General features: G+C 58.8%; 15 protein-coding genes. 11 read left to right on the forward strand and 4 right to left on the reverse strand.

Features of this window, described 5'->3' with window-relative positions; genetic code table 11:
- Window positions 1-43 precede the first annotated feature (43 nt).
- From zwf to ACQRBT_RS13850, 3 genes are read left to right on the forward strand one after another with little or no spacing between them, the layout of a single operon-like run.
- Window positions 44-1,510 carry a glucose-6-phosphate dehydrogenase gene (gene zwf, locus ACQRBT_RS13840; RefSeq protein ID WP_161549357.1) on the forward strand — a complete coding sequence of 489 codons (1,467 nt, stop codon included), beginning with the start codon at window positions 44-46 and terminating at the stop codon, window positions 1,508-1,510.
- Entirely contained in the window at window positions 1,497-2,210 is a 714-nt protein-coding gene (gene pgl, locus ACQRBT_RS13845; RefSeq protein ID WP_412047401.1) for a 6-phosphogluconolactonase, read from the forward strand. The genes zwf and pgl overlap by 14 nt, the downstream gene beginning before the upstream one ends.
- Before the next feature lie 17 nt (window positions 2,211-2,227).
- On the forward strand, window positions 2,228-2,893 hold the full coding sequence (locus ACQRBT_RS13850) for a bifunctional 4-hydroxy-2-oxoglutarate aldolase/2-dehydro-3-deoxy-phosphogluconate aldolase (RefSeq protein ID WP_060754123.1): 666 nt from the start codon (window positions 2,228-2,230) through the stop codon (window positions 2,891-2,893).
- 108 nt (window positions 2,894-3,001) lie between these two features.
- Here ACQRBT_RS13850 and ACQRBT_RS13855 read toward each other — a convergent pair whose 3' ends face one another.
- A complete protein-coding gene (locus tag ACQRBT_RS13855; protein ID WP_412047400.1) occupies window positions 3,002-4,177 on the reverse strand; it encodes an aminotransferase class V-fold PLP-dependent enzyme in 1,176 nt (391 codons plus the stop codon).
- A 9-nt stretch (window positions 4,178-4,186) separates the two neighbouring features.
- Window positions 4,187-4,423 carry a DUF3820 family protein gene (locus ACQRBT_RS13860; protein WP_060754121.1) on the reverse strand — a complete coding sequence of 79 codons (237 nt, stop codon included), beginning with the start codon at window positions 4,421-4,423 and terminating at the stop codon, window positions 4,187-4,189.
- Window positions 4,424-4,641: 218 nt separating this feature from the next.
- Here ACQRBT_RS13860 and ACQRBT_RS13865 point away from each other — a divergent pair, with 218 nt between their 5' ends.
- Window positions 4,642-5,109, forward strand: coding sequence for a ferritin-like domain-containing protein (locus ACQRBT_RS13865; RefSeq protein ID WP_060754120.1), 468 nt, complete (start codon window positions 4,642-4,644; stop codon window positions 5,107-5,109).
- A 102-nt stretch (window positions 5,110-5,211) separates the two neighbouring features.
- Here the strand turns inward: ACQRBT_RS13865 and ACQRBT_RS13870 are convergent, their stop codons facing one another.
- Both ACQRBT_RS13870 and ACQRBT_RS13875 read right to left on the reverse strand, forming a co-directional pair.
- A complete protein-coding gene (locus ACQRBT_RS13870) occupies window positions 5,212-5,682 on the reverse strand; it encodes a MaoC family dehydratase (protein WP_060754119.1) in 471 nt (156 codons plus the stop codon).
- A 65-nt stretch (window positions 5,683-5,747) separates the two neighbouring features.
- On the reverse strand, window positions 5,748-6,692 hold the full coding sequence (locus tag ACQRBT_RS13875) for an alpha/beta hydrolase (RefSeq protein ID WP_412047399.1): 945 nt from the start codon (window positions 6,690-6,692) through the stop codon (window positions 5,748-5,750).
- Between the two features lie 234 nt (window positions 6,693-6,926).
- Between ACQRBT_RS13875 and fadD2 the strand changes: the two genes are divergently transcribed.
- The 7 genes from fadD2 (at window position 6,927) to ACQRBT_RS13910 (ending at window position 14,273) form a co-directional block, all read left to right on the forward strand.
- The gene (gene fadD2 / locus ACQRBT_RS13880) at window positions 6,927-8,615 is read left to right on the forward strand and encodes a long-chain-fatty-acid--CoA ligase FadD2 (protein WP_104994654.1); all 1,689 of its coding nucleotides are present in this window, start codon (window positions 6,927-6,929) and stop codon (window positions 8,613-8,615) included.
- A 418-nt stretch (window positions 8,616-9,033) separates the two neighbouring features.
- Window positions 9,034-10,725 carry a long-chain-fatty-acid--CoA ligase FadD1 gene (gene fadD1, locus ACQRBT_RS13885; RefSeq protein WP_090368953.1) on the forward strand — a complete coding sequence of 564 codons (1,692 nt, stop codon included), beginning with the start codon at window positions 9,034-9,036 and terminating at the stop codon, window positions 10,723-10,725.
- A 387-nt stretch (window positions 10,726-11,112) separates the two neighbouring features.
- Window positions 11,113-11,268: a hypothetical protein gene (locus tag ACQRBT_RS13890; protein ID WP_158510688.1), complete on the forward strand. Its 156-nt coding sequence runs from the start codon at window positions 11,113-11,115 to the stop codon at window positions 11,266-11,268.
- Window positions 11,269-11,345: 77 nt separating this feature from the next.
- Window positions 11,346-12,545 (forward strand): YcaO-like family protein, encoded by a 1,200-nt coding sequence (locus ACQRBT_RS13895; protein ID WP_199777928.1) that lies wholly within the window; start codon window positions 11,346-11,348, stop codon window positions 12,543-12,545.
- Between the two features lie 13 nt (window positions 12,546-12,558).
- On the forward strand, window positions 12,559-13,224 hold the full coding sequence (locus ACQRBT_RS13900) for a TfuA-like protein (RefSeq protein ID WP_158510687.1): 666 nt from the start codon (window positions 12,559-12,561) through the stop codon (window positions 13,222-13,224).
- 6 nt (window positions 13,225-13,230) lie between these two features.
- Window positions 13,231-14,037: an aKG-HExxH-type peptide beta-hydroxylase gene (locus tag ACQRBT_RS13905; RefSeq protein ID WP_244700334.1), complete on the forward strand. Its 807-nt coding sequence runs from the start codon at window positions 13,231-13,233 to the stop codon at window positions 14,035-14,037.
- The gene (locus ACQRBT_RS13910) at window positions 13,998-14,273 is read left to right on the forward strand and encodes a MoaD/ThiS family protein (RefSeq protein WP_060754112.1); all 276 of its coding nucleotides are present in this window, start codon (window positions 13,998-14,000) and stop codon (window positions 14,271-14,273) included. Before ACQRBT_RS13905 ends, ACQRBT_RS13910 begins: the two co-directional genes overlap by 40 nt.
- The last annotated feature ends 1 nt before the right edge of the window (window position 14,274 follow it).

Raw genomic sequence — 14,274 nt, forward strand, 5'->3', positions numbered from 1 at the left:
AAAAAAGGTATTTGTAGCTTAACTTGATAAAAGAACAAACATCATGCCTTCGATAACCGTAGAACCCTGCACCTTTGCCCTGTTTGGCGCCTTGGGTGATCTGGCGCTGCGCAAGTTATTTCCTGCCCTCTATCAACTCGATGGCGCCGGGCTCTTGCACGACGACACGCGCATCCTGGCCCTGGCCCGTGAAGCCGGGTCCGAGCAACAGCACCTGGCCCACATCGAAAAAGAACTGCGCAACTACGTCGGCAAGGAAATGGACGAGACCGTGGCCCAGCGCTTCCTGGCGCGCCTGGTCTATGTCCATGTCGATTTCATGCAGGCTGACGACTACGTCGCCCTCGCTGAAAAAGTCGGAGGCGAGCAACGACTGATCGCCTACTTCGCCACACCGGCGGCAGTATATGGCGCGATCTGCGAAAACCTGGCCAAGGTCGGCCTGGCTGAAAATACCCGTGTGGTCCTGGAAAAGCCCATCGGCTCCGACCTGGAATCCTCGCGCAAGGTCAACGACGCCGTGGCGCAGTTTTTCCCGGAAAACCGCACGTATCGCATCGACCACTACCTGGGCAAGGAAACCGTCCAGAACCTGATCGCACTGCGGTTTGCCAACAGCCTGTTCGAAACCCAGTGGAACCAGAACTACATTTCCCACGTGGAAATCACCGTGGCCGAGCAGGTTGGTATCGAAGGCCGCTGGGGTTACTTCGACAAGGCCGGCCAACTGCGGGACATGATCCAGAATCACTTGCTGCAGCTGCTTTGCCTGATCGCCATGGACCCACCGGCCGACCTGTCAGCCGACAGTATTCGAGACGAGAAGGTCAAGGTGCTCAAGGCCCTGGCACCGATCAGCCCGGATGGCTTGACCACCCAAGTGGTGCGCGGCCAGTACATCGCCGGCTACAGCGCCGGCAAGCCGGTGCCGGGTTACCTGGAAGAAGAGAATTCCAACACCCAGAGCGACACCGAGACCTTCGTCGCCCTGCGGGCCGATATCCGTAACTGGCGTTGGGCCGGCGTGCCGTTCTACCTGCGTACCGGCAAGCGCATGCCGCAAAAACTGTCGCAGATCGTCATCCACTTCAAGGAGCCGTCGCACTACATCTTCGCTCCCGAGCAGCGCCTGCAGATCAGCAACAAACTGATCATCCGCCTGCAGCCGGACGAAGGTATTTCCTTGCGTGTGATGACCAAGGAGCAGGGCCTGGACAAGGGCATGCAACTGCGCAGTGGCCCGCTGCAATTGAATTTTTCCGACACCTATCGCAGCGCACGCATTCCCGATGCCTACGAGCGGTTGTTGCTGGAAGTGATGCGCGGCAATCAGAACCTGTTTGTCCGCAAAGATGAAATCGAAGCCGCGTGGAAGTGGTGTGACCAGTTGATCGCCGGGTGGAAGAAGTCCGGTGATGCGCCCAAGCCGTATGCGGCGGGGTCCTGGGGGCCGATGAGCTCGATTGCACTGATCACGCGGGATGGGAGGTCGTGGTATGGCGATATCTGAACTGAAACTGCCTCAGGGCGTGACGGCCCATGGGTACCGTACAGCCGCCTTGCTGGCGGATGGCCTGGCCAACGACGTGGCCGAACAACTGCGTGCGGCCATCAGTGCCCGTGGTGATGCGACCCTGGTCGTGTCCGGCGGCCGCAGCCCCGTGGCGTTCTTCCAGAGCCTGGCCAAGCAGGGCCTGGACTGGTCGAAGGTCACCGTCACCCTGGCCGATGAGCGCTGGGTGCCGGTGGAGCATGCCGACAGCAACGCCGGCCTGTTGAAGCAGCACTTGCTGCAAGGCCCGGCGGCCAAGGCCAGGTTCCTGAGCCTGTACAGCGCCGCGGCCAATCTTGAAGAGGCAGCCTTGCAGGCCGATCGCTTGCTGGGCGAGTTGCCAGCCATTGATGTGCTGGTGCTGGGCATGGGCGATGACGGCCACACCGCGTCGCTGTTTCCCAACAGCCCGAACCTGAGCGACGCCCTGCAACCCAACGGTACCCGCCGTTGCTGGCCGATGTTGGCGCCGACCGTGCCGCACCAGCGCCTGACCATGAGTCGCGCCTTGCTGTCCACGGCGAACTACACCGTACTGTCGATTGCCGGAAGTTCGAAATTGACCACCTTGAGCGCCGCGCTGGCCAGTGATGACATTGCTGCCATGCCGATTCGCGCGTTTTTGCAACCCACTCTAGAGATTTACTGGTGCCCATGAGCCAAGGATCAGCCGCTATGAACAGCCCTCAACCGACCGTATCCATGGCGGATAAAGTTGCCCTGATCGACAGCCTCTGCGCCAAGGCGCGGATTCTGCCGGTGATCACCATCGCCCGCGAACAGGACATCCTGCCGCTGGCCGATGCCCTGGCAGCCGGTGGTTTGACCGCATTGGAAGTGACCTTGCGCTCCGAGTTCGGCCTCAAGGCCATTCAGGTCTTGCGCGAGCAACGCCCGGAACTGTGCACCGGTGCCGGCACCGTGCTCGACCGTCATATGCTCGAAGCGGCCGAGGTGGCCGGTTCGCAATTTATCGTCACCCCCGGCATTACCCGTGACCTGCTGGAAGCCTCGGTGCACAGCCCGATCCCGCTGCTGCCAGGCATCAGCAACGCCTCCGGCATCATGGAAGGCTATGGCCTGGGCTATCGCCGCTTCAAGCTGTTCCCCGCCGAAGTCAGCGGTGGCGTTGCCGCGATCAAGGCCCTCGGTGGCCCGTTCGGCGAAGTGAAATTCTGCCCGACCGGCGGTGTTGGCCCGGCCAACATCAAAAACTATATGGCGTTGAAAAACGTGATGTGCGTGGGCGGTAGCTGGATGCTGGACCCTGAGTGGGTCAAGAACGGCGACTGGGCCCGCATCCAGGAAGTTACCGCGCAAGCGCTGGCACTGCTGGATTGATCCGCTTTTACTGAATCGTTGTTGCTGTGCTTAACGGCATTTTTGCGGTGCACTTGGTCGGTGCGCCGCTTTTTTTTGCCTGAAAAACCTGCTGCCAACCCCACATTTTTAATCTGTGCTCAGTTCGGTAATGGCGTCGACCAGGGCATCGATGTCCGCCGCCGAGGTCGCCAGGCCGGGCGTCACGCGTATGCAGGTGCCAAACGCCGCGCCGACGCGAGTCGTGGTGAACAGGCCATAGTCCTTGAGCAAGCGCTCTGCCATCACCTGCTGGTCCCGCCCTATGAACTTGAATGCCGTGATCCCGCAATACAGCCGCGGATCATCCGGCGTCAGCACTTCAATCCCCGGCAATGGCCGCACCCGGCTCACCCACAGATCCCGCAGGTAATTCACCCGCGCACCTTTGGCCGCGGCGCCACCCAGGTCGCGATGTTCTTCAAGCACCAGCGGCAGCGTCATCAGTGCCGGAAAGTTCGGCGTGCTGTAGGGCGTGCGTGCGCGTACATCCGTGCTGGGGTAGTGGAATTCGCCCATGTCCGGGTCGATATCCGCCAGGCGCTCGGGAGCGATGTAGAGAAACCCCAGCGTCAGCGGTGCGCCGATCCATTTGTGCAGGTTGAAGCCGGCGAACTGGATGCCCAGCTCGGCCAGGTTGAACTCGATCTGGCCCAGGGCGTGGGCTCCGTCGAGGATCACGTCGATGCCCTGCTCGCGTGCAGCCTTGGCGATCGCCGCAACGGGCATGACCAGGCCGGTGCGGTGGGTAACGTGGGTCAGCGCCATCAGCTTTAAACGCGGGTACCGGCTGAAGGTCTCGCGATAGGTCTGCACCAAGCTGTCGAAACTGGCCGGGTGGGTGTGGGACACCTCGATCACGTCCACGCCGCGATAACCTGCCAACCACCGCATGGCCCCCTTGACCGTGTCGTACTCCAGGTCGCTGATCAGCACCTGATCGCCCGGTTGCAGGCGATTGTAGTTGCGGATCAGCGACTGCAAGGCCTCGGTGGCGTTGCGCGTGAAGGCGATGGATTCAGGTTCGGCATCGATCAGCCCGGCCAGTTGGCGGCGTATCTCGACGTTTTCGCCTTGTTCGAACTGCTGGCGAACATGCACCGAGTTACTGCGATTGATAAAGGCGACGTGCTCCAGGTATTGCGTACGCACCGCACGGCTCATGCGCCCGAAGTAACCGTTTTCCAGATTGATCGGACCGGGTTCCAGCTCGTAGCGCTGGGCGATGGTGTTCCAGTGATGTTCGTTGTGCGCATTCCGTGGCATGGCAAGGCTCTAATGGCGAGGGGCGGGTTTACCGTGTTTCACGCGTAGCGGTTCGAGTAGGTCGGACAGACCGTTGTGGTCGATTTCCTGCATCAATGCCAGTAAGCCACCCAGCTCACCGTGGGGAAAACCTTCGCGGGCGAACCAGTTGAGGTAGGGCCCCGGCAGGTCGGCAATGATCCGTCCCTTGTATTTGCCAAAAGGCATTTCGCGGGTGATCAGCAGTTCGAGTTTTTCCGGGTTCATGAGCGTCAAGCGATTGAGGGGAGAGCTTGAAAAATACAGGTATTTTGCATGAAGGCCAAATGACAGATCATGCAAATAACGTCCATACAGATGGTTCAATATTTCGTAACTAACTGAAAATTAAAAAGAATTTTTTATTGAAAAACTTGGCACGGGCGCTGCAATACCTCATGCAAGCTTTAAACAAGCTTCTTTAAACCTGCCCAAGGAATTGAAAAATGACTGACATCAATAAAGAATCGATCTCCGTACTCAATGACCTGATCGAAACCAGCATCGACGGTCAAAAAGGTTTCAAGGAGTGCGCTGAAGACATCAAGCACCCAGAACTCAAGGCATTGTTCGCCAAGCGTTCCGTCGATTGCGGTACAGCCGCTGAAGAACTGAAAACCGCCGTGCGTGCGCTGGGCGGCGATCCGGAAAACTCCGGCAGCGTAGCCGGTGCACTGCACCGTGGTTGGGTCGACGTGAAGTCGATGGTGACCGGTAAAGATGAGGAAGCTGTGCTGAACGAAGCCGAGCGCGGTGAAGACCATGCCCTCAAGGCTTACCGGGAAGCGATCGAGAAGATCAACAAGCACAACCTGCTGGGTATTCGTGACCTGGTTGAGCGTCAGTACCACGGCGTGCAGCGCAACCACGACCAGGTAAAAGCCCTGCGTAACCAGGCTCGCGCCCAGTCGTAAGTGCTGCTGGGGGCTTGCTCCCCCAATAAAAAGAGGGTCAGTCACTTTATCGGGTGACTGACCCTTTTTTATTGGGAGCAAGCCTGTGTAGGGGCGGGCTTGTCAGCCGATGCTGATCGGCGGCAGCGCTGTCAGGGTCACGACCTGTTGCTTGCGCGGTGCAAGAATTTCCGCCTCGCCGTCCACTACCAACTCATCGTTCTGGTTGAACACGCGGGTGGCGATACGTACACGAAATTTCGGCAGTTTCTCGAGGATTTCCAGGCGCACGGTCAGGGTGTCGCCGATTTTCACCGGTTTCTGGAAGCTCATCTGCTGGCCGATATAGATGGTGCCCGGCCCAGGCAACTCACAGGCTACCGCCGCGCTGATCAGGGCGCCGCTGAACATGCCGTGGGCAATGCGCTCCTTGAACATGGTGGCCTTGGCGTACTCGGCATCCAGGTGCACCGGGTTGTGATCGCCGGACATCGCGGCGAACAACTGGATATCCCGCTCTTCGACGGTCTTGCTGTAGCTGGCGGTCTGGCCGACTTCGAGGGCTTCGTACGGGGTGTTGGTAACCTGGGTCATCTAGGGGTGCATCCTGTGGCTAATCGGTAAATTAATTGGCTGATTTTAAACGACTTATCAAGAAGTTACTCGCAGCGCGTCGGCCGGCGTAAAGTCAGCGCCTGTTCGAGCCACGTCAGCACATCCGCGGTGACTTCATCGCGGTTGGTTTCATTGAATACTTCGTGACGCGCCTGCGGGTAGATATTCAATTGCAGGTGCTGGCAGCCGGCCTCACGCAGGGCATGGGCCAGGCTTTTGAGACGCTTGCCCTCACTCACCGGATCACATTCGCCACCTATTACCAGAATCGGCAGGCCCGGATCGATCTGGGCGAGATTGGACGCTTTGCTGATTTGCTGCAAGCCGCCCAGCAGGTCGACCCACAATTGGTTGGTGCAACGGAAACCGCACAGCGGGTCGTTGACGTACTTGTCCACTTCATCCGGATCACGGCTGAGCCAGTCAAACGCCGTACGGTTGGGCTTGAATGCCTTGTTGAATGAGCCGAACGATAAAAAGTCGATCAGTGCGCTGCGCCCGCGCAAACCCTGGCGCGCGCGCTCGATGCGTGCGATCACCCTGGCGGCACGGTACAACGCCACGGGCTGGAAATTCGACCCGCTGAGAATCGCCCCATCCAGGCTGGCGCTGTGGTGCAACAGGTAGGCCTGGGCGATATAGCTGCCCATGCTGTGGCCCAGCAGAATGATCGGCAGCCCCGGCTGTTGAAGGGCGATGTGCTGGTTGAGGCTGGCCAGATCGCCGACGACTTTGTTCCAGCCGTCATGCTCGGCGTACAACCCCAGGGTGCCTTCATCCGCCGTACGGCCATGGCCGCGCTGGTCCGGCGCATACACCCCGTAACCGGCTGCGCACAGGGCCTGGGCCAGGCGTGCGTAGCGACCACTGTGCTCGGCCATGCCATGGGACAGCATGATGATGGCCCGGGCAGGGCGGTCCGGCAGCCATTGATTGACGTACAGGCGGCTGTGGTCATTCGCGGTCAGCCAGAAGGTGCAGTGGTTCATGGCGCTTCCTTTGCTCGGGGTCGATGCAATGTATAGCTCATTCGCCGAGGGCCGGACATCTGCCTACGCCTCAGAGACAAGATTCATACAATCAATGAAACGGTTTGGCGTATTTGCCTGGTTGGCCATAGCTGCTAACGTCCCCAAAGCTCCGCTTTTTATAGCAGCCTGCTTTTTCATCACTGCAGTGATCGCTACAGCGGCCGGACATACTCAGGTAAGGGGACAAGAATAATGCAACCTGATTTCTGGAATGACAAACGCGCGGCGGGCGTTTCCAATGACATCGACCTCACCAGCTACAAGTCGGTGATCGAAGTCTTCGAGCGTTCCTGCAAGGCCTTTGCCGACCGTCCGGCATTCAGCAACATGGGCATTACCCTGACCTACGCCGAGCTTGAGCGCCAGAGCGCGGCGTTCGCCGGTTACCTGCAGCAGCATACCGACCTCAAGCCGGGCGAGCGCATCGCGGTGCAGATGCCCAACGTGCTGCATTACCCCATCGCTGTGTTCGGTGCATTGCGCGCCGGGCTGATCGTGGTCAACACCAACCCGTTGTACACCCCACGCGAGATGCGCCACCAGTTCAAGGATGCCGGCGTGCGTGCGCTGGTCTACCTCAACCTGTTCGGCTCGCGCGTGCAGGAGGTGTGCAGCGACACCGAGATCGATTACCTGATTGAAGCCAGAATGGGCGACTTCATGCCCGCCGCCAAAGGCTGGCTGGTCAATACCGTGGTCGATAAGGTCAAGAAGATGGTCCCGGCCTACAACCTGCCTCGGGCCGTGTCCTTCAAGCGCGCTTTGCGCATGGGCGCGGGCCTGGGCGTGACGCGTCACCCGGTGAGCCTGGATGACATCGCGGTGCTGCAATACACCGGCGGCACCACCGGCCTGGCCAAGGGCGCGATGCTTACCCACGGCAACCTGGTGGCGAACATGCAACAGGTGCGGGCCTGCATGTCCCAGGTCACCGATGACGGGCAGCCGCTGGTGAAGGAAGGGCAGGAAGTGATGATCGCGCCGCTGCCGCTCTACCATATCTACGCCTTCACGGCGAACTGCATGTGCATGATGGTGACCGGCAACCACAACGTGTTGATCACCAACCCGCGGGATATCGGCGGCTTCATCAAGGAATTGAAGAAGTGGCGATTCTCCTGCCTGCTGGGGCTCAACACGCTGTTTGTCGCACTGATGGACCACCCGGATTTCAAGACCTTGGACTTCTCCCACCTGAAGATCACCAACTCCGGCGGCACCGCCCTGGTCAAGGCCACGGCCGAGCGCTGGAAGGCGCTCACCGGGTGCTCCATCGGCGAAGGTTACGGCCTGACCGAAACCTCACCCGTGGCGAGCACCAACCCTTACGGCAGCCTTTCGCGGCTGGGCACCGTGGGGATCCCGGTGCCGGGCACCGCCATGAAGGTCATAGACGATGACGGCCATGAGTTGCCATTGGGCGAGCGGGGCGAGTTGTGCATCAAGGGCCCGCAGGTCATGAAAGGCTACTGGCAACAGCCGGTAGCCACTGCCGAGACCCTAGACGCCGAGGGCTGGCTCAAGACCGGCGACATTGCGGTGATCGACACCGATGGTTTCGTCAGCATTGTCGACCGCAAGAAAGACCTGATTATCGTCTCGGGTTTCAACGTCTACCCCAACGAGATCGAAGACGTGGTGATGGCGCACCCTGCGGTGGCCAACTGTGCGGTGATCGGCGTGCCGGATGAGCGTACCGGGGAGGCCGTGAAACTGTTCGTGGTGGCACGTGCCCAGGGGGTTAGCCTTGAAGAGCTGAAGGCGTACTGCAAGAACAACTTCACGGGGTACAAGGTGCCCAAGCATATCGTGCTGCGCGACTCGTTGCCGATGACGCCGGTGGGCAAGATCTTGCGGCGCGAGCTTCGCGATATCGCCTGATTTGACATGAGCTCTGTGGGAGGGGGCTTGCTGTGGCGAGCAAGCTTGCTTGCGCTGGGGGGGGCGAAGCGCCCCCATACAGCCGGAGACTGCTGCGCAGTCAACGGGAGCAAGCTCCCTCGCCACAGCAAGCTCCCTCCCACATTGTTTTAATTTGCCCTGAAAAGCTTATTCCAGAGCCTTTCTCCCGGGTATTCGGTCACTATTTCAAGTGTGACCAAATATTGTAGGACAGTCGTGTTTATGACTGTAGGGCTCTCTTTTGGCTCTAGGCGGCCCTTGGCAAAGCTGCTACTCTCGGCGCGCTTTGTGACTTCTCGGCCTGCTTGAAAGCGCCAGACTCACCTAAAAAAACATACACCAATAATAATCGCATCAAATGCGATGATGAATTCGCGTCGCTGAGGAGTGGGCTTCCATGAACGAAGACTTTTGGAAGGATAAGTACCCCGCCGGGATTGCTGCACAAATCAATCCAGACGAGTATCAGAATATTCAGGCGGTACTGAAACAGTCCTGCCAGCGCTTCGCCAACAAACCGGCTTTCAGCAACCTGGGCAAGACGATCACCTACGGTGAACTGTACGAATTGTCCGGTGCCTTTGCCGCCTACCTGCAACAGCACACCGACTTGAAGCCTGGCGACCGAATCGCCGTGCAACTGCCCAACGTCCTGCAATACCCGGTCGCGGTATTCGGCGCCATCCGCGCCGGCCTGATCGTGGTCAACACCAACCCGCTGTACACCGCGCGGGAAATGGAACACCAATTCAATGATTCCGGGGCCAAGGCCCTGGTCTGCCTGGCCAACATGGCGCACCTGGCGGAAAAGGTCGTACCCAAGACCTCCGTCAAGCACGTGATCGTCACTGAAGTCGCTGACCTGTTGTCGCCGTTCAAGCGCCTGCTGATCAACAGCGTCATCAAGTACGTGAAGAAAATGGTCCCGGCCTATCACTTGCCCAAGGCGATCAAGTTCAACGATGTGCTGGCCAAGGGGCAGGGGCAACCGGTCAACGACGTCAGCCCGGCCAGTGGCGATGTGGCCGTTCTGCAGTACACCGGCGGCACCACCGGCGTGGCCAAGGGCGCGATGCTGACCCATCGTAACCTGGTCGCCAACATGCTGCAGTGCAAGGCGCTGATGGGCTCCAACCTCAACGAGGGTTGCGAGATCCTGATCACGCCGCTGCCGCTGTACCACATCTACGCGTTCACCTTTCATTGCATGGCGATGATGTTGATCGGCAACCACAACATCCTGATCAGCAACCCACGCGACCTGCCGGCGATGGTCAAGGAACTGTCGAAGTGGAAGTTCAGCGGTTTTGTCGGGCTGAATACCTTGTTCGTGGCGCTGTGCAATAACGAAGGCTTCCGCAAGCTGGACTTCTCTGCACTCAAAGTCACCCTGTCGGGCGGCATGGCCTTGCAGCTCGCCGCCGCCGAACGTTGGAAGGCCGTCACCGGCTGCAACATCTGCGAAGGCTATGGCATGACCGAAACCAGCCCGGTGGCCACGGTCAACCCGAGCCAGAGCATTCAGATCGGGACCATCGGTATTCCGGTACCGTCGACGGTATGCAAAGTCATCGCCGACGACGGCGCCGAGTTGCCGCTGGGCGAAACCGGCGAGCTGTGCATCAAAGGCCCGCAGGTGATGAAGGGGTATTGGCAGCGCGAAGACGCCACCGCCGAGATCCTCGACAGCGAAGGCTGGCTGAAGACCGGTGACATCGCGATCATCCAGCCGGACGGCTACATGCGCATTGTGGACCGCAAGAAGGACATGATTCTGGTCTCCGGTTTCAACGTCTACCCCAATGAGCTGGAAGACGTGCTGGCAGCCCTGCCGGGCGTGCTGCAATGCGCGGCCATCGGCGTGCCGGACGAGAAGTCCGGGGAACACATCAAGATCTTCATCGTGGTCAAGCCAGGGGCCACCCTGACCAAGGACCAGGTGATGGAGCATATGCGCGCCAACGTCACCGGCTACAAGGTGCCCAAGGCCGTCGAGTTCCGCGATGCGTTGCCGACCACCAACGTGGGCAAGATCCTGCGCCGTGAATTGCGCGATGAAGAGCTGAAGAAACTCGGCCTCAAAAAGTAAGCTCTCCAGCGGCTTCAACAGACCCGTACTTCGATGAAGTACGGGTTTTTTATTGGGTGCTGTTTAATGTGCTGCTTGTTTTCGTTAATTGCATATAGCCACTACTGTGGAAAAAACATAAATAAAGGGTTTTTTAGCCCTCCCAACCCAAGTGACAAAAGTTTCATGTTTTCCGATTAGCCGCCAGCCCTGCTGGACTTGCGTCCCTCCTTGAAGAAATTTACACCGATGGACCTACCAAATCTTGTAGTTGAGCGTCGTCGTCGAGTGCTCTAAAACTCTCAGGGCTGTTTTAGGGGCGACACAATGTCGCATTGGTTTATCGAATGCGTCAGCCCCCGAAAAGTGATAGCCGATAACGGCATTCTATTATTCGAGGAAATAACCATGAATAACGCAACTAACGAAACTTTCGCACTCGACGCTTCTGCTGTAGATGCCTTTGCCGACATCCTGAACGATGAAGGCCAAATGCGCGCTGGCTTCGTTATTCACGAATCCAACAACAATATCTCCGCTGATATTGAAGATACCGCTAAGTAATACACTGCGTGCTATTCGGCTGATCGAATAGCACGCAACTAGCGATCAGGAATTCAACGGGCCACTTTATGTATCGCATGACTTCAAGTTTGCGCAAGGCATCATTGTCCGACACGTTGGGCCATGCCAGGAAACTTGCCCTGGAGTTTGGTATTACGCGGGTCACCAATACCACTTGGCTGGATAAGATTGGTATTCCGGTGTTTGCCAGTATTCGTCCCGATGCCGTTGAGGGCTCGCTCTGTGTCAGTGCCGGTAAGGGCATGCGCATGGAAGAGGCGCGAGTCGGTGCCTACATGGAAGCCATCGAGTTTGCGATCGCCGAATACCGTAATCGAAACATCGAGGTTTTTGTCTCAACACCCCGCAAGGTCGCGGCTCAAGCCGGCTTTGCCTACGATTTCGTTGATTTTTGCCCGATCCTCGGGGCGCCGATCGACCCTGACGGGCCATTGGCCTGTGTCCATGCGCAGGATATTGCCACCGGGCAAACATTCGCAGTACCGGCCGAGCTGATCTTTTCGCCATTCAGCGAAAATCAGTACCAGCGTATTTTTGGCACCAGCACCAACGGCCTCAGTTCCGGCAACACCGTGGATGAGGCCAGCGTGCATGGCATCGCTGAAATCGTCGAGCGCGACGTGCAAGCCTTCAATTTCATGAAAGACACCTCGCGGCACGTCTTGCGCGATTGTCCGGTCGAAACCCTTGACCCGTTGTTCGCCAGGGTTGAGGCCGCCGGGCTGAGCGCCGTTGTGCGCTATACCCCCAGCGTGATCGGGCTGCCGTATGTGCAGGGGTTCATCATGGAGCCGTCCGACGATGCGCCCATTGCGATCTCCTGTGGTTCGGGCCTGCATTTGTGCCGTGATATTGCGGCCGTCCGGGGGCTCGCCGAAGCCGCGCAGTCGCGGCTTTCCTATATCCACGGTGGCCGGGATGACCTGATCGAGCGTTTCAAGTACTTCAGCGCCAGTGATCGCCAGGCCGAGCTCGACGCCGTTGCGCGCTTGCGCGGCCACGTCAACGACACGCGCCAGGCCATTGCCTACTCCGACATCGAGGACGCCAACGCGCAGATCCACAGCATTGATTCAGCGCTGGAATGTTTGCTCCAGCGTCTGCGCGACGCGGGGTTTAGTCAGGTTCTGCGGGTGGTGCTGAGTAAAAATGATTCACCGTTGGCGGTGGTCAAGATCGTTATTCCAGGCATGGAGTCGTTCCAGCCGGCACTCAAGCGTGCAGGTCCTCGCCTGTCGCGCTATATCGCACGCTAGGGTAGGAGCAAGCATGAAGCTGCATTTATTCGTAGGGCCAACGGCATCCGGAATGGAGCAGGCCCTGGCCGGGCAGAGTGAGGTGGTAGTGCATGCGCCCGCCAGGCGCGGCGACATACAGACACTGGTTGCGCAGTACCCGCAGCCGGGCTGTATCGCCATTGTGGATGGTACGTTCCACAGCTTCCCTTCCGTGGGGCATATCGAGATCCGCCATGCCATCCAGCGGGGCTGGAAAGTATGGGGCTTGGCATCCATGGGGGCGATCAGGGCGGGCGAAATGCGCCTTCTTGGCATGCAAGGCTACGGGGTTGTCTATGGACACTATCGCGATGATCCGGAGTTCGACGACGATGAAGTCACGCTGGTGCATGAAATTGATGCGCCGTATCGCGCGATGTCCGAACCGCTGATCCATCTGCGTGGGTTTGTCAGTGCGTTGCAAAACCAGCAGAAAATTTCTGCGCATCACGCGCAGGCCATCATCCAGGATCTGAAGGAACGCTGGTACGCCGAGCGAACCTTGTCCCGACTGAAAAAGCTGTTACTGGCCACCGATCAAATGACGCGCCAGGCAGTGGATGAGGCGTTGGCTGGTTTCAACGAATTCCGGGTCAAGAGCCAGGATCTGCAAGGCTTTCTCACGTCTCGGTGCTGGCACGCCGAATCGGCGGGTTGACGGCTGATGACCCCAAGCACTTTTTTCCAGACGATTGGCGGCCTGCCTTTTATTGATGAGGCTGTGCGACCGGCGACGCTGTTGACTGCCGTCGCCTGCAGCCGGCGTAACGCAGCTCCGCAGGCCCATGGCGCTTTGACCGATTATCTGGAGCCGGGCAATGCGCGTGCGCTGTTCAAGCGTTTGGCCACTAGCCAGGTCGAGGAGTTCGACTCGACGGAATGTTCGGCTTTGGAGCAACAGGAAATCTATACGGCCACGGCCCGAATCTGCGAAGTGAGCCCTACCTGGCGTGGTTTTTTCAACATCCCCATTCGTTACCGCAAGCTGTTGCAACGCATGAGCAGTTCCACCAGCGCATTGATTCCCCAAACCATTTACCTGGGCGAGCAAGCCTTCGATTCGGCCATTCCGCTGGAAGAGACCCTCGTGCATGAGCACGCGCATATCTGGCTCAACTTCGTGATGGAGGTCTATGACCTGCAAACGTCGCAAGCGCCCAGGGACTATGTGCTGCCCTCGGGCACGCCTGGCAAGACATTGCGGGGGGTGATGGCGGCCGCACATTTTGCCGCCGCCGCCTTGAAGTATTACCGCTGTTTGCACCCTTCGACGCCGGACACCAAACGCCAGGTGTACCTGCAACGCTATCTGGCCGGTTGCCTGGAGACTGCTGCCGAACGCCCGTATTTCACGCCGATGGGGCGATTAGTGTTCAACGCACTGACCGACTGCCATCACGATCTGATTGTGTACCCGCAAGGAAACCAGCCATGCCCCAAATCATTATTGCCAGCCAGTTCGCAGACCTGACCAATGGTCGCAAAACCTGGGCGTTACCCTGCGCCAATGCCCTGCAACTGATGGAGGGGCTGCGTGTCGACGAGCCCCTGTTGTACAGCGCCATCGTTGAGGGCGATTACCGCCTCAAGCCGTTTATCAGCCTGGTGATCGATGACATTCCTTACGCCGATGAAGAACAGTGGAGTGAGATTCCCCTGAACGCTCATTCCACAGCACTGATCATCAGCGCCGTGGCTGGAGGCTGAT

The sequence above is a fragment of the Pseudomonas sp. R19M genome (genome assembly GCF_050312585.1).
Taxonomy (GTDB): domain Bacteria; phylum Pseudomonadota; class Gammaproteobacteria; order Pseudomonadales; family Pseudomonadaceae; genus Aquipseudomonas; species Aquipseudomonas palleroniana.

Excerpts from the sequence above, each read along its gene's own strand:
- zwf (WP_161549357.1), top strand. The coding sequence starts at position 44 with ATGCCTTCGATAACCGTAGAACCCTGCACCTTTGCCCTGTTTGGCGCC.
- pgl (WP_412047401.1), top strand. The coding sequence starts at position 1,497 with ATGGCGATATCTGAACTGAAACTGCCTCAGGGCGTGACGGCCCATGGG.
- ACQRBT_RS13850 (WP_060754123.1), top strand. The coding sequence starts at position 2,228 with ATGAACAGCCCTCAACCGACCGTATCCATGGCGGATAAAGTTGCCCTG.
- ACQRBT_RS13855 (WP_412047400.1), bottom strand. The coding sequence starts at position 4,177 with ATGCCACGGAATGCGCACAACGAACATCACTGGAACACCATCGCCCAG.
- ACQRBT_RS13860 (WP_060754121.1), bottom strand. The coding sequence starts at position 4,423 with ATGAACCCGGAAAAACTCGAACTGCTGATCACCCGCGAAATGCCTTTT.
- ACQRBT_RS13865 (WP_060754120.1), top strand. The coding sequence starts at position 4,642 with ATGACTGACATCAATAAAGAATCGATCTCCGTACTCAATGACCTGATC.
- ACQRBT_RS13870 (WP_060754119.1), bottom strand. The coding sequence starts at position 5,682 with ATGACCCAGGTTACCAACACCCCGTACGAAGCCCTCGAAGTCGGCCAG.
- ACQRBT_RS13875 (WP_412047399.1), bottom strand. The coding sequence starts at position 6,692 with ATGAACCACTGCACCTTCTGGCTGACCGCGAATGACCACAGCCGCCTG.
- fadD2 (WP_104994654.1), top strand. The coding sequence starts at position 6,927 with ATGCAACCTGATTTCTGGAATGACAAACGCGCGGCGGGCGTTTCCAAT.
- fadD1 (WP_090368953.1), top strand. The coding sequence starts at position 9,034 with ATGAACGAAGACTTTTGGAAGGATAAGTACCCCGCCGGGATTGCTGCA.
- ACQRBT_RS13890 (WP_158510688.1), top strand. The coding sequence starts at position 11,113 with ATGAATAACGCAACTAACGAAACTTTCGCACTCGACGCTTCTGCTGTA.
- ACQRBT_RS13895 (WP_199777928.1), top strand. The coding sequence starts at position 11,346 with ATGACTTCAAGTTTGCGCAAGGCATCATTGTCCGACACGTTGGGCCAT.
- ACQRBT_RS13900 (WP_158510687.1), top strand. The coding sequence starts at position 12,559 with ATGAAGCTGCATTTATTCGTAGGGCCAACGGCATCCGGAATGGAGCAG.
- ACQRBT_RS13905 (WP_244700334.1), top strand. The coding sequence starts at position 13,231 with ATGACCCCAAGCACTTTTTTCCAGACGATTGGCGGCCTGCCTTTTATT.
- ACQRBT_RS13910 (WP_060754112.1), top strand. The coding sequence starts at position 13,998 with ATGCCCCAAATCATTATTGCCAGCCAGTTCGCAGACCTGACCAATGGT.